Raw genomic sequence first — 14,210 nt, 5'->3', positions numbered from 1 at the left:
ACGCGACGATGACGTTTGTCAGGACTGGGGGTGCGGGAGCCATACCGCCCGCTCTCACGACTTACCAAATCGTCTCATTCGAGAGCGTGCAGCGCAATATCAGCCCGCAAGCCTCAACCCGCAAGACGCGAGACGTTGCGAAACTCGCGCGGGCTGACGCCGGCGTGATCGCGGAAGAAGCGCGTGAAATGCGCAGGCTCCGGAAAGCCAAAACGCTCGCTGAGCTCGCCGAGCGGCGTGTCCTCGCGCATCACAGCATCGAGCGCGCGCTCCATGCGGACGACGTTGAGATAGAGCTTTGGCGAGACGCCGAGCGAGGTCTCGAACAGGCGGAAGAACTGCGCGCGCGAGAGGCCTGCGCCCTTCACGAACTGATCGACGTTGGCATAGGAATCGTGCACGCGCATCGCATCCATCGCGCGACGGATGCGCCAATCGCAGCTCACCGCGCTCATGCCGCGGATCGAGGTCGGGAAGCTGCGCCAGGGCGTGAAGCGCTCGATCACCGCGATCATGAGATCCGAGAGCGTCTGCTCGTGGGTCCGCACCGCATCCGGATTCGCCATCATTTCGGCCGCCAGATGCAGCGTGAGCTGACGGATGCGCGGCGACACCTCGCCCGACGGCCGCTCGAAAAAGCCCGGCGCACCGCTGGCCGCCCAGCCGGGACGGAACTCCTTCAGCCATTCCGGCTCGATATAGAGCGCCATGATCAGCGTGCGCGGACGGTTGGCGTCGTGCACATAGGCATGCGGCTTCCAGCCGTCGACGAGCACGGCGGCCGTATCCGTCAGCGGCGTGACCTGGTCGCCAACAAGAAACTGCGTGTCGGAGCCCTCGACCTTGAGCAGGACGTGGCAGTGATGATGAGCGTGGCGGACCAGCGAACGGTCCATGTCGAGCAGAGCGACCCTGCCGAAAGCGCCATGAGCGATGCGCAGGGCCGTCGACATCAGTTCCTTCCTCCCGGCAGCGTTGCGCTGCAAAATGATTGCTTCGTTGGCGCGGCACTATAAGCAGCACCCGCTACATATTCCAACGGCGCAAACCGACGCAAGTTGCTTCCGGGCGGTAATCCGCTCATGCACGCGTCTCCGAAAGAAGCCGCGCGACCGCAGCGCCGGGGTCGGCCTGCAAAGCGGTGGCGAGATCGACTTCCTCCTCGCCCTTGACGCGAATGCGCTTGAAAGCGAGCTCGGGCGCGTTGACCGGCGCGGTCGCATCGAGACCCATCTTGGCGCTGATGCCGTTGTCGGTGGTCGGATCGAGCTTCGAGCCGAGCGCGCCGGCGACGACCATGAGGTCGCGGTCGGCCTGGAAGCGCGTCGCCACTGCCCATTCGATTTCCTCGGACGAGGAGATGTCGACGTCCTTGTCCACCACGACCACCTGCTTGATGTCGTAATGGGCGCCGAAGGCGCACATCATGATGTTCTTGGGCTCGCCGTCGTTGGCCTTGTCGATCTTGATCGCGAGGTGGTAGCGGCAGGTGCCGCCGCGCGTGAGGCGGACGTCGATCACGCCAGGAAAACTGCGCCGCAGATGCTGGAGCAGCGTCGCCTCGCGCGGCACGCCGCCGAGGATCAGGTGCTCAAAACCGCCGCCCACGATGGTATGGAAGATCGGTTTCGCACGATGCGTGATCGCATCGACCTCGATCACCTCGCGATTGGCGCGCGGACCATAATATTGGGGGAATTCGCCGAACGGACCTTCTGGTTCGCGCACGCCCTGAAGAATACGTCCCTCGATGACGATCTCCGCGTGGGCGGGCACGCGGACTGAATTGGTGCGGCACTTCACGACGTCGACGGGCGCGCCGAGCAACGCACCGGCAATCGCCATCTCGTCCTCGTCAAGCGCAGCAATCGCCTGCGAGGCCAACATCAAGGCCGGGTGCGCGCCGATCACGATCGCGATCTCCAGCGCCTGGCCCAGCTCTTCCGCGAGGCGGTAGTAGGAGAAGGTGTGCCGCGGCAGCAGCAGCACGCCGACGCGGTTCCTGCCGCTGATCTGGCAGCGGTGGATCGAGACGTTCTGTACACCGGTCTTCGGGTTGCGCGCGATCAGCAGCCCTGCCGTGATGTAGGGGCCACTGTCCCGCTCATTGTGCTTGGGCACCGGGAGTTGGCGCAGCAGATCGACGTCCTCGTGGACGACGTCCTGCACCGGTCCGCTCGCGACCTCATGCGTCGGCAGCGGATGGGTTGCGGCAGCCAGGAACCGTGGCAGCAACTGGTCCTCGGTCACGCCGATGGAATCGGCGACCCAGTCGCGTCCGGCGAAGAGATTGGCGACGACGGGAATCTCGTGCCCATCGGGGCGCGGAAACAGCACGGCGCTATCGCGCTCCAGCCGCTTGGCGACCGCGGCCAGCTCGTCGGCCAGCCCTATGCCCTCGCGGGCGATCGCGAGCTTGCCGCGCTCGGCGAGAAACGCGAGCCAGGCGCGCAGATCGGCGGGCGCATTCGCGCCCCTCCTCGCAACATTTTCCATTCGCATGCAGGTCTTTCCTCAGGTCTTCAGGTCAGGGCGCGATCTTGCGCAGCGGCGGTGCGCGGCGCTTGAGCGCCTCGTCCTCACCCCAGCGGCGCACAACGCCGATATCGATGTCGAACAGGTCGAGCACACGGCCGACGGTGTGCTCGACCATGTCTTCGAGGTTCTCGGGTTTTGCGTAGAAGGCCGGCACAGGCGGGGCGATGATCGCGCCCATCTCCGACAGGGCAGTCATCGTCCTGAGATGCCCGGTGTGCAGCGGCGTCTCGCGCACCATCAGCACCAGCCGCCGGCGCTCCTTGAGCACGACGTCGGCAGCGCGTGTCAAAAGCGTCGTGGTCACGCCCGAGGCGATCTCGGACATCGAGCGCATCGAGCACGGCGCCACGATCATGCCGGCGGTACGGAACGAGCCGCTGGAGATCGCCGAGGCCATGTCGTCGATCGCATGGCAGACATTGGCTAGCTCCCTCACCTCCGCGATCTTCAAATCGGTCTCATAGGCAAAGGTCAGCTCAGCGGTCTTCGACATCACCAGATGCGTCTCGACGCCGGCATTGCGCAGGAGCTGCAGCAGGCGCACGCCATAGGTGACGCCGGAGGCGCCGGAAATGCCGATGATCATCCGTTTGGGTGTGGCGTCCTGCATATGTCTGATTTCGCTCCCGGACGGCCCGACCCTCGAGGCCCCGCGGTCCGCCACGAGACTAGGCAATCCCACCCATCACTACAAATAATGATTGATTATATCGTCCATCACCTGTGATGATGCCAGCGAGCAGGACCGGCGAACGAAGGACAGGCCCCGTGGAACTCAGGCAGATGCAATATTTCCTGTGCCTGGCGGAGGAAAAGAACGTCACCCGCGCCGCGCGCCAACTCAACATCGTGCAGCCGGCGCTGAGCATGCAGATCGCCAAGCTCGAGGCCGAACTCGGCCAAAAGCTGTTCGACCGCAGCGTTCAGGGCATGAATCTGACCAGCGCCGGCGAGGCGCTGGTGCGGCTGACCGCGCCGATCGTGCGCGACGCCGAGCACGCGCGGCAGGAGATGGCCCAGCTCGGCGGGCGGATTTCGGGGCGGGTCTCGGTCGGCCTCATCACGTCGGTGGCGCAGAGCACGATGGCCAGTTCGTCGGCGGCGGTCGCCAGTCGTTATCCCGAGATCACGCTTTCCGCCTGCGAGGGCTATACCGAGACGCTGGTCGACTGGGTCAACACCGGCCAGCTCGATTTCGCGCTGATCAACGTGCCGCGCCGGAGAACGCCACTGGCCGCGCATCACATCATGGACGAGGAGATGGTGTTCGCCTGCCGCAAGGACAGCCCGATCAAGCCACCGGCAAAACTGCGGTTCGACCACATCGCGAATTTCGACCTCGTGCTGCCGTCCAAGCGCCACGGCCTGCGGCTGATCCTGGATGAGCACGCCGCCGCAATCGGCATCGACCTGCGGCCGCGGCTCGAGCTCGACACCCTCCCCGCCCTCTGCGACGTGATCGCGACCACCGACTTTGCAACGGTGCTGCCGACCATCGCGCTCCGGCAATCGCTCGCGAGCGGCGCCATCCGGGCGCATCGCTTCGACCAGCAACGGATCGTGCGCTCGATTGCCTGGGTGCATCACCCGCGGCGAGCGGTGTCGGTCGCGGCCAAGGCGGTGCTCGATGTCATCAGCCACGATCTTGCGCAAGCGGCCGCCGTGGCGAGAGAGTTTGTGGAGCCTTCCATTGGCAGCACGACCTCATCGCCCCGCAAGGCGCGCAGCAAGACGCGCCGGAAAGCGATCTCTTGAGTGCAGAATTCCTGCTCGGACAAGATGTCGCGCCCACCGCAAAATGAGACGGGTTGGTAAGTTTTGAGACGTGCAGGCATGACGGTCGTACCGGCCTGCTAACTACGGTCCAGGCGCAGAAAAACGCGACCTGGCGCTGATCCCCGACGACTCCCGTCCCGGACGCTCCCTGGGCTCGCAGAACAAGACACAGTTGGGAGATTCAGTCCGAGATGGTACGGTTCGGTCGCAGCAAGATCACAGATGGCTCTCGCCAGGAGAGCGAGGGATTTCGTCCTGACCGGAGGTCGCTGCTCTCGCTCGGTGGTGGCGCCCTGCTCGCAGCAACCGGAATGCGGCATGCAAGCGCGCAAGACTATCCGACCCGCCCGGTCCAGGTGCTCGTGCCCTTCGCCGGCGGCAGCGCCAGCGACGTCATCACCCGCATCCTGCTCAACCGCATGTCGATGTCACTCGGGCAGGCCTTCGTGGTCGACAATCGTCCCGGCGCCGGCGGCAATATTGGCACCGCTGCCGCGGCGCATGCCGCACCCGACGGCTACACGCTGCTTATGAGCACCTCCGGTCCGCTGGCCGCGAACAAGTCGCTGTACAAGGAGCTGCCCTATGATCCGCAGAAGGATCTCGTCCCGATCGGCCTGTTCGCGACGTTACCGAATGTCATCGTGATCAATTCGAGGCTGCCACCGAAATCGCTGAACGAGCTGATCGACTATGCCAAGGCGCATCCGCGGGAGCTGAACTACGGCACGGTCGGCGTCGGCTCGTCGCAGCATCTGGCGGCCGCCTATTTCGAGCAGCTCACGGGCACCGAGATCACGCACGTTCCCTATCGCAATATCGCCGCCTACACGCCGGACTTCATCGCGGGCCAGGTCCCGCTTGGCTTCCAGCTCTTGCCCAACGTCATCAGCCTGATCAAGAGCGGCGATGCCCGCCCGCTCGCGGTGGCCAGCGGCAAGCGCATGACCGCACTGCCGGATGTGCCGACCGCGTCGGAGGCCGGCCTCAAGAATTACGAAAGTGCCGCTTGGCTTGCGCTGCTCGCGCCCGCGAGCACGGGCAAGGCCGTGCTCGACAGACTCTATGCGGCAATGGCGGAAGCCGTGAACGATCCGAAGGTGCGCGCGCTCTTCGTCGAGCAAGGCGCCGAGCCCATGGTGATGGACCCACAAGGCCTGAAGGATTTCATGACATCGGAAACGACGAAATGGGCGGCGGTCATCAAGAAGATCGGCATCGAGCCGATGTAACCTGTACAATTATCGGCATCGTCCGGATGATCCGCCCGCGATAGCTCGCCAAAAGGCGCCTCCAATAGATCGATCCCCACGTCGCTACGTCAACGTCGGGATATGTTGCGGCGACTAGCCGGTGATCGCCATGGCTTGCACCAGCTGCGAGATCTGGGCTGCCCCAACACCTTTGGCTGCCACACGCCCTCGTCAGCGCGGGACGACGGCAGTCGCTTCGATCTCGACGCGCGCGGATGGCTCGACCAGGCGCACCACCTGCACGAGCGCCATACTGGGGTAGTGGGTGCCGACCACCTCGCGATAGGCCTTGCCGAGCGCCTTCAGATTCGCGGTGTATTCATCCATGTCGACGACATACCATGTCAGGCGCACGAGATGGTCCGGCCGGGCGCCGCCTTCCGCCAGGATCGCAACGATGTTTTCGAGCGTCTGCCGAACCTGCGCGACAAACCCGTCGGCGAACCGACCTGCGATATCCCAGCCGACGACACCACCCGTCACAACGAGACGTCCATCGGCCATGATGCCGTTGGCATATCCCTTCGGCTGCGGCCAGCCGCCGGGCTGAAGCACCTGAAGGCCGCCAGTAGCGGTGGCTTCTGATTTCATCATCGTACTCATGCGGAGTTCTCGATCCTCTCAGCGCGGCTTCAGGAGATCGCGCGCGACAATCAGTTTCTGGACCTCGGTCGCGCCCTCGTAGATTCGCAGCGCGCGGATTTCGCGGTAGAGGCTTTCGACGATCTCACCCTTGCGCACGCCGCGGCCGCCGAACATCTGGACGGCGCGGTCGATGACGCGCTGCGCGGTCTCGGTCGCCGTCAGCTTCGCCATGGCAGCTTCGCGCGTCGTCGGAAGCTTCTGGACGTCGCGGCGCCAGGCCGCGCGGTAGGTCAGGAGCGCGGCGGCGTCAGTCTCCGTCGCCATGTCGCCGAGCGCGGCCTGGGTCAGCTGGAGATCCCCCAGCGTCGCACCGAACATGCGCCGGCTGCGCGCATGCGACAGTGCTTCGTCCAGTGCACGCCGCGCAAAGCCGAGGGCCGCGGCTGCGACCGACGCACGGAAGATATCGAGCGTCTGCATCGCGAGCTTGAACCCGCCGCCCGGCGCGCCGAGGCGACGGCTCGCCGGAATCCGGCAATTGGTGAAGCGCAGCGTCGCCAGCGGATGCGGCGCGATGACGTCGATGCGGTCGGCGATGCCGAAGCCGGGATCATCCGGGAAAACGACAAAGGCCGAGATGCCGCGCGCGCCCGGGGCCTCGCCCGTTCGTGCAAACAGCGCGTAGACATCGGCGATACCGCCGTTGGAGATCCAGGTCTTCTCGCCATCGATGACGTAGTCGTTGCCGTCGGCCCGCGCCGTGCAGGACATCGCCGCGACGTCCGATCCCGCCTCCTTCTCGGACAGCGCGAACGCCGCCAGCCATTCGCCGGCGCGAACTTTCGGCAGCACGGCCTTGCGCAGGTCCGCCGAGCCGCCGAGCGCGATCGCGCCGGAGCCGAGCCCCTGCATGGCGAAGGCGAAATCGGCGAGGCCATCGGCATAGGCCAGCGACTCCCGCGACAGGCAGATCGAGCGGGAATCGATCGTCGTCGCATCGCCGTCGGGCGCCGCGACGGCGCAATCGAGCACCCCCGCCTCGCCCATCGCGCGCACCAGCTTGCGGCAGGCGCCATCGACATCGCTGTGATCGATTGTGTCGAGAGCCCCCGATTGCACGAAGCGGTCGAGTGCCTCGCCGACCGCATGATGACGCGGCTCGAAGAACGGCCAGTCGAGCCATTCGCGCCGGATCACTTTCGCCGTGGAGCTCATCTGATCCCTCCTCCGCTCATTGCCCGGCCGTAGCCGCGGCGCGCGCCAGATTGGTTTCGTATTGTCCCTTGGCGGACAGATACTGCTTCGGCCACTCGACCTTGGTGATGCCGATGCGCGCGGCTTCGTGCAGCGTCCAGGCCGGGTCGGCAAGATGCGGCCGCGCGATGGCGCAGAGATCGGCGCGGCCGGCCGCGAGAATCGAATTGGCGTGATCGGCCTCGGAGATCGCACCGACTGCGATGGTCTCAATGCCGACCTCGTTGCGGATCAGGTCGGCGAACGGCGTCTGGAACAGGCGTCCATAGATCGGCCGCTCGTCCTTCCAGACCTGCCCCGACGAACAATCGATCAAGTCCGCCCCGGCCTCCTTGAACATCGCAGCGAAGACCGCCGCATCGGCCGGAATGTTACCGCCGTCGGTCCAGTCATGGCAGGACAGACGCACCGACATCGGCCGATCGGACGGCCACACCGCGCGCATCGCCTCGAACACCTCCAGCGGAAAGCGCGCGCGGTTTTCATGGCTGCCGCCGTATTCGTCGGTGCGCCGGTTGGTCAACGGCGAGAGGAAGCTCGACAGCAGATAACCGTGCGCGCAATGGAGTTCGAGCCACTCGACGCCGGCGGCGGCGGCACGACGTGTTGCCGCGACGAAATCGTCGCGCACGCGGTCCATGTCGCCACGGTCCATCGCCCGCGGCAGCTGGCTGTGGGGCAGATACGGCAACGCCGAGGCCGAGATCAGCGGCCAGTCTCCGGATTCAAGGGGTTGATCGATCCCTTCCCAGGGCACCTTGGTCGCACCCTTGCGCCCGGCATGGCCGAGCTGAATCCCCACCTTGGCATGCCCGACGCCATGGACGAGCTCGACCAAGCGGCGCCACTGCGCCGCCTGTGCATCGTTCCAGAGTCCGAGGCAACCCGGCGTGATCCGCGCATCCGGGGAGACGCATGTCATCTCGGCGAAGACCAGCCCGGCGCCGCCCATGGCGCGCGCGCCGAGATGGGCGACGTGGAAGTCGTCGATAAGCCCGTCCTGCGCCGAATACATCGCCATCGGCGAGACCATGATCCGGTTCGCAAGCGTCAGTCCCCGCACACGGTGCGGTGTCAGCATCGGCGGCGGCACCCGCTCGCCATCCTTGACCGCAATGCCCGACCGCGCGGCGAACCAGCGCTCGAAACCTTCGAGCCAAATACGATCCCGCAGCCGAAGGTTCTCGTGGCTGATGCGCTGTGAGCGCGTCAGCATCGAATAGAAGAATTGCGGCGGCTCGAGCGTGTCGGCATAGCGCCGGCCGACCACCTCGAACCATTCCATGGCGTTGCGTGCAGCGTTCTGGATGCGCGCGACATCGACGCGGCGCACCTCCTCGTACGCGTCCAGCACGGTCTCGATGCCGGCGCGACCGTGGCCATGGCGATCGAACTGGTTGGCGAGCTCGATGGCGTCGTCGAGCGCGAGCTTGGTGCCCGACCCGATGGCGAAATGCGCGGTGTGCGCGGCGTCCCCCATCAGCACGACATGAGACTTGCCGTTGAACACGCTCCATTTGCCGCAGATCAGGCGGCTGAAATTGAGCCAGGCCGAGCCGCGCAGATGGCGCGCATTGGTCAGGAGCTTCGCGCCGTCGAGAGTCTCGGCGAAGATTTTTTCGCAGAACTCGATCGAGCTCTGCTGATCGAGCTTGTCGAGCCCGTGAGCCTGGTAGGCTGCTTCCGTAGTCTCGACGATGAAGGTCGAGGTCTCGGCATCGAATTTGTAGATGTGGGCCTGAAACCAGCCGTGCTCGGTCCTCTGAAAATCGAATGTAAAGGCGTCGAACGCCTTCTTGGTGCCGAGCCAGATGAAGCGGTTGGGCCGGATCACCATGTCGGGCTGGAACTGCTCGGCATAGCGAGCACGGATCCTGGAATTGACGCCGTCACAGGCGACGATCAGGTCGGCATCGGGAAATTCGAGATCGGACTCGACCTCGCGCTCGAAGACGAGCTCGACGCCCAGCGCTTCACAGCGCCGCTGAAGAATATTGAGCAGATGCTTGCGCCCGATACCGATGAAGCCATGGCCCGTCGTGCGCTGGCGCGTCCCCTTGAAGACGAGCTCGATGTCGTCCCAGTGATTGAAGGCGTCCTCGATCTCGGCCGCGCTCTCGGGGTCGGCAAGGCGCATCGCGGACATCATGGCATCCGAGAACACGACGCCCCAGCCGAACGTATCGTAGGGCTTGTTGCGCTCGACGACCGTGATGACATGCTCCGGGTGCCGGCGCTTCATCAGCAGGCCCAGATAAAGACCGGCCGGGCCGCCGCCGATACAGACTATGCGCATGATCCCTCGCTTTCGCGCGTCGCGCCGTGTGCCGAGCTTTCATCCAAATTATTTTAAGCATAAAATATTTCCTCGGCGCGTATCTTGTCAAGGTGGTTCTGCAAAGCCCCCTGCCCACGGGCTCGTCTCCGCGGCGTCGATCCTGAGATTCAGTGTAAATTGGACACATTGCAGTGCCGATTCCGAGCCGCTCGGGCGCAGCCTTGAATTTACTTTTGGCACGAACTATCTTGCCAATGACCATGACAGCTGCGCCGGCTTTCGTCAGGCCACCAAGCCCGGGAGATTCGATTGGCACTCGCGAAGGAGTCCACGCCTGTTTCAAAGAATGGGGCGGATCAGGACGCCGAGTACAGGGCTCAAACGCGGGTCTGGCTCCGGCTGCTCGCCTGCACGACCCTGATCGAAGGCGAGTTGCGGCGCCGGTTTCGCGAAGAGTTCGATTTCACGATGCCCCGCTTCGATGTTCTGGCCCAGCTCGACCGCGAACCGAGCGGGCTTGTGCTGGGAGAATTGCCCAAGCGCCTGATGGTCTCGGCCGGGAACCTCACGCCGATCGTGGACCGCCTGGTCGAGGATGGATACATCACGCGCACGCCGTCGAACCTCGACCGCCGCGTGCAGATTGTCTGCATGACGGTCGAGGGCCGCAAAACCTTCAGGCGGATGGCCAAGAGCCACGGCGCGTGGCTTGCCGAGCTGCTGGCGGATTTCCCGGCAGACCGGTTCGACGGATTGATCGGCGAGCTCGACGACCTCAAGGGTGCCGTCAGGGACGCCCTGCAAAAACCGTGAGCGGACCAACAGTCAGCGCCGCACCTTCACTCCGGCCGCCTCGCGATCCCAGGTATCCGTGGTGATGCCCGCCTCGCGCAGCATGCCCTTCTTGATCTTGCCGTTCTCTGTCAACGGCATCTGGCTCAGAATGCGCACATAGCGCGGGATGGCGAAATAGGCGATCTGGCCTTCGCAATGCCTGACGATGTCTACGGGCTCCAGCGATTGGCCCGGCTCCAGCAGGATCGCAGCCGCAACCTCGTCCTCGCCCAACTCCGACGGCAGCGGGTAGATCGCGCAGGCGGCGACCGCGGGATGGGACTGGATGGTCTGCTCGACCTCCCATGAGGATACGTTCTCGCCGCGCCTGCGGATCGAATCCTTCATGCGGTCGATGAATCGATAATGTCCGTCAGCATCACGAACGACCCGATCGCCTGAATGGAACCACAGATTCCGCCAAGCCTCGACCGTCTTCTCCGGCATGCCGAAATAGCCGGTGGCAAAGGCAAAAGGTTCTCTCGCACGAAGCACGAGCTCGCCGGCCTGTCCGTCGGCAAGCGCTGAATCATTCTCGTCGACGATCCGCGCCTCGATGCCTTCGGCCAGATAGCCCATCGTTCCCGGACGATCCGACGGGATCGTACCCGCGAACACGAAATTGGTCTCGGTCGACCCGTAGCCGTCGACCAGCGGCACGCCAAACCGCTCGAGGAACGGACCGTGGATTTGCGGCGGCACGCCACCGCCAAGCGCGACGCGAAGACGATGCGCCTTGTCGTTCGCATTCTTCGGCTGCGCCAGCAGCATCGACGCCATCGCGCCGAGCAGATAGCCGACCGTCGCCTTGTGCCGTTGCGCGGCGGCCCAGAAGCCGGACGCGGAGAATTTCGGCTCCAGCACGTAGGTGCAGCCGTTCAGGAGCGCCTGATAGAACGCATTGAGCGCGTTGGTGTGGAACAGCGGCAGTGTCGTGAACAGTACATCGCCCTCGCGGATGCCAAGCGCCCGCGCCGAATAGATGCCCCACCAGAACAGCTGCGCCTGCGGACAGCACACCCCCTTCGCTGGTCCCGTCGTGCCCGAGGTGTAGAGGATCGCAACGGTGTCGCCGGGACGCACGGCACCCGCCGGGGCCGCGGCTCCGAGCGCCGGCAACGGTACCGCGGAAAGCCGGGCATCGACTGCCGCGGCGGCAGCTCCGACGATCCAGGTGCGAGGTGGCAGGTCGACACCTGCCTCGACACTCTCGATCGCGTCGACGAACTGAGCCTCGACGACGAGGAGCGCGGGAAGCGAATTGCGGAAGATGTGGGAGAGCTGGAAGCCGCGCAGCGCGGTATTGATCGGGACCGCGATGGCGCCAAGCCATGCGCAGCCGAGATAGACCTGCAGGAACTCCGGACGGTTCGAACACATCAACGCGACCCGATCGCCCGGCCTGATCCCGGCATCGACGAGCGCCTGGGCTGAAGCGGACGCGATCGCCGCGGTCTGCGCAAAGCTCCAGCGCGTCTCCCCCGCGACAAGCAGGACACGATCGCCATGGCGCTCGGCCTGCCGCGTGAGGATCGTTGAGAGGATGCGGTCCGACGGCGGAAACGACGTCACTGCACACGCCCAGGCCGGCGTCGCGTTCTCCCGGCCGACCGCGTCGCTGACGTTCACCGGCGCGTTCTCCGTCACGATCATGCTCCCGTCTCAGGGCAACAGCTTGTACTTGCCGTTCTCGATCTGGACCAGGACGCGCGAGCGATCGTCGACACCGTGCCGATCCGCCGGCGTATAGGTGTAGACGCCCTGCGTCCCGACGACCTCCTTGGTCGTGAACAGCGCCTGACGAAGCGCTGTGCGGAATTCCGGCGTGCCGGGCTTGGCACCGGTTGCCATCGCGCGCTTGGCGGCATCGGCGAAGACGAGCCAGCCGTCGAAGGAATAGGACGAGAATGAATCCGTCGGCGCCTCGCCGTTCGCCTTCTCGAAGGCAGAGCGGAAATCCAGGGCCACCTTCTGAATCGGATTGCTGGCCGGAAGCTGCTCCGCCGCGGTCACGGGTCCAGTCGGGCAGATGATGCCGTTGGCGGCCTTGCCGGCAAGACGCAGGAAATCGGCGCTGATCAGCCCATGATTGCCGTATAGCGGCCCTTTATATCCGCGCTCGGACAAGGCGATGACCGGCAGCGCGCCGGGCGTTCCCGTCCCGCCGAGCATGATGGCGTCGGGACGTGCGGCGAGTGCGCGCAGCACCTGAGCCGTGACCGAAGAATCCGATCTGGCGTAGCGTTCGTTGGCAATGATCTTGATGTCGGTCGTCTTCACGCTTTGCTCGAGCGAATTGTACATGAGATCGCCGAACGCATCGGAGAAGCCGATGAAGGCAACGGTCTTCAGGCCCTTCGCCTTCATGTGATCGACGATGCCTTGCACGAGCAGCGGCGTCGGCTGCGGCGTCTGGACGACCCAGGGGCCGCCATCGCCCGGTGGCACCGGCGCGATCGGTGACACCGCGATCATCGGCACCTTCATCTCGATCGCGGCGGTCGCCATCGCCAGGGTCTGCGGCGCGCCCGACGTTCCGATCAGGATATCGACCTTCTCCTGCTCGACGAGCTTGCGCGCGTTGCGCGCCGAAGCGGTGGCATCGGAAGCGTCGTCGAGTTGGATGACGCGGACCTTCTCGCCGGCGATCTCACCGACATAGGCCTCTCCCGCGGCGATGCCTTTCGCATTCGGGATGCCGATCGAGGATACCGGCCCGCTGAGACCGGTGACGAAGCCGACGAGGATCTCGGCCTGCGCAATTTGCGGGACGGCGAGAAGCAATGCAGTGGAAGCCAGCAGGCTCTTGATCAAGTTCATGGCACCTGTCTTTCGTGAGGATGTCTTGTTCCGATTGGCAAGCGCCATGGATTGGATTCAGGCTGACGCAACCAGCGCGATGACGCGAAGCGGACTGCCGGAGCCGTTCTGGATCTTCAGCGGCGAGGCCACGATGACCGCCCCGGTGGGTGGAAGCTGATCCAGGTTGCACAGGCATTGCAGGCCGTAGCGGCCGGCGCCGTGCAGGAAATGATGCGCCGGATAAGGCGGCTCGAAATGGCCGGCCTGCCCCGCATCCGTGCCAATGGTCTCGGTGCCGAACCCGATGACGCCACGCTCCTCCACCAGCCACTTCATGACGGCCGCGTTGGGGCCGGGCGTATGTGCGCCGTCATCCCTGAGATTGGAATAGTCGCGCCAGCCCTTCTTCGACCAGTCGGTCCTGAGCAGCACCCAGTTCCGCTCGGGGATCCGGCCGTGCTTTGCTTCCCAGGCCTCGACGAGCGGGACGGTCAGCAGGAAATCGGGATCCTGCGCCGCCTGCGCAGAGCAGTCGATCACGCAGGCCGGCGCGATCATGTCCTTGGCCGGCATCGTGTCGACGGCATTGTTCGGCAGGTTCTTGCCGGTGAACCAGTGGATCGGCGCGTCGAAATGCGTGCCGGTGTGCTCGCCGAACGTGACATTGTTCCAGTACCAGGCCGGGCCGCGACCATCGTATCGCGATATTTCCTGGATACGGACGGGAGCGGCCTGGCCGAACTCGGGCGGCAGCACGATGACCGGAAAATCCGGACTGAGCGTAAATGTCAGGTCGACGACGCGCACCGCGCCGGAAGAAATCGCACCCGCCAGCTCCAGGAGATTGTTGCTCTGCATCGTCACGTCCTCCGGCTTGGTTGAAATCCCGC

At 64.9% G+C, this 14,210-nt stretch carries 12 protein-coding genes; 3 read left to right on the top strand and 9 right to left on the bottom strand.

Translation table 11 applies throughout. The features are described 5' to 3' along the window. Positions 1-113: 113 nt before the first annotated feature. The 3 genes from AB7008_RS20240 to AB7008_RS20230 form a co-directional block, all read right to left on the bottom strand. A complete protein-coding gene (locus tag AB7008_RS20240) occupies positions 114-953 on the bottom strand; it encodes a helix-turn-helix transcriptional regulator (RefSeq protein ID WP_014496257.1) in 840 nt (279 codons plus the stop codon). Between the two features lie 127 nt (positions 954-1,080). Continuing rightward, complete coding sequence (locus AB7008_RS20235; protein WP_441259399.1) at positions 1,081-2,502, bottom strand: UbiD family decarboxylase; 1,422 nt, start codon at positions 2,500-2,502, stop codon at positions 1,081-1,083. A 25-nt stretch (positions 2,503-2,527) separates the two neighbouring features. Continuing rightward, the gene (locus AB7008_RS20230) at positions 2,528-3,148 is read right to left on the bottom strand and encodes a UbiX family flavin prenyltransferase (RefSeq protein WP_028160406.1); all 621 of its coding nucleotides are present in this window, start codon (positions 3,146-3,148) and stop codon (positions 2,528-2,530) included. Positions 3,149-3,321: 173 nt separating this feature from the next. Here AB7008_RS20230 and AB7008_RS20225 point away from each other — a divergent pair, with 173 nt between their 5' ends. Both AB7008_RS20225 and AB7008_RS20220 read left to right on the top strand, forming a co-directional pair. Continuing rightward, positions 3,322-4,293, top strand: coding sequence for a LysR family transcriptional regulator (locus AB7008_RS20225; protein WP_441261223.1), 972 nt, complete (start codon positions 3,322-3,324; stop codon positions 4,291-4,293). Between the two features lie 212 nt (positions 4,294-4,505). Next, positions 4,506-5,546, top strand: coding sequence for a Bug family tripartite tricarboxylate transporter substrate binding protein (locus AB7008_RS20220; RefSeq protein WP_441259398.1), 1,041 nt, complete (start codon positions 4,506-4,508; stop codon positions 5,544-5,546). A 192-nt stretch (positions 5,547-5,738) separates the two neighbouring features. Here the strand turns inward: AB7008_RS20220 and AB7008_RS20215 are convergent, their stop codons facing one another. The 3 genes from AB7008_RS20215 to AB7008_RS20205 are packed head-to-tail and all read right to left on the bottom strand — an operon-like array spanning position 5,739 to position 9,702. After that, on the bottom strand, positions 5,739-6,170 hold the full coding sequence (locus AB7008_RS20215; RefSeq protein WP_441259397.1) for a RidA family protein: 432 nt from the start codon (positions 6,168-6,170) through the stop codon (positions 5,739-5,741). 18 nt (positions 6,171-6,188) lie between these two features. Continuing rightward, entirely contained in the window at positions 6,189-7,367 is a 1,179-nt protein-coding gene (locus tag AB7008_RS20210; protein WP_441259396.1) for an acyl-CoA dehydrogenase family protein, read from the bottom strand. A gap of 16 nt (positions 7,368-7,383) precedes the next feature. Next, positions 7,384-9,702, bottom strand: coding sequence for a bifunctional salicylyl-CoA 5-hydroxylase/oxidoreductase (locus tag AB7008_RS20205; protein ID WP_304493759.1), 2,319 nt, complete (start codon positions 9,700-9,702; stop codon positions 7,384-7,386). A gap of 291 nt (positions 9,703-9,993) precedes the next feature. On the opposite strand from AB7008_RS20205, the gene AB7008_RS20200 reads away from it, so the two are divergent. Beyond that, a complete protein-coding gene (locus AB7008_RS20200) occupies positions 9,994-10,497 on the top strand; it encodes a MarR family winged helix-turn-helix transcriptional regulator (RefSeq protein WP_028149405.1) in 504 nt (167 codons plus the stop codon). Between the two features lie 12 nt (positions 10,498-10,509). Here AB7008_RS20200 and AB7008_RS20195 read toward each other — a convergent pair whose 3' ends face one another. From AB7008_RS20195 to AB7008_RS20185, 3 genes are read right to left on the bottom strand one after another with little or no spacing between them, the layout of a single operon-like run. Continuing rightward, a complete protein-coding gene (locus AB7008_RS20195; RefSeq protein WP_441259395.1) occupies positions 10,510-12,171 on the bottom strand; it encodes an ATP-dependent acyl-CoA ligase in 1,662 nt (553 codons plus the stop codon). Between the two features lie 9 nt (positions 12,172-12,180). Then, a complete protein-coding gene (locus AB7008_RS20190) occupies positions 12,181-13,338 on the bottom strand; it encodes an ABC transporter substrate-binding protein (RefSeq protein ID WP_441259394.1) in 1,158 nt (385 codons plus the stop codon). Between the two features lie 57 nt (positions 13,339-13,395). Further along, positions 13,396-14,178 (bottom strand): cyclase family protein, encoded by a 783-nt coding sequence (locus AB7008_RS20185; protein ID WP_441259393.1) that lies wholly within the window; start codon positions 14,176-14,178, stop codon positions 13,396-13,398. Positions 14,179-14,210: the final 32 nt, after the last annotated feature.

The organism is Bradyrhizobium sp. 521_C7_N1_3, from assembly GCF_052075975.1.
Classification (GTDB): Bacteria; Pseudomonadota; Alphaproteobacteria; order Rhizobiales; family Xanthobacteraceae; genus Bradyrhizobium; species Bradyrhizobium japonicum.
Note: the sequence above shows the minus strand (reverse complement) of the source record. Positions and strands in the feature narration are given on the sequence as shown.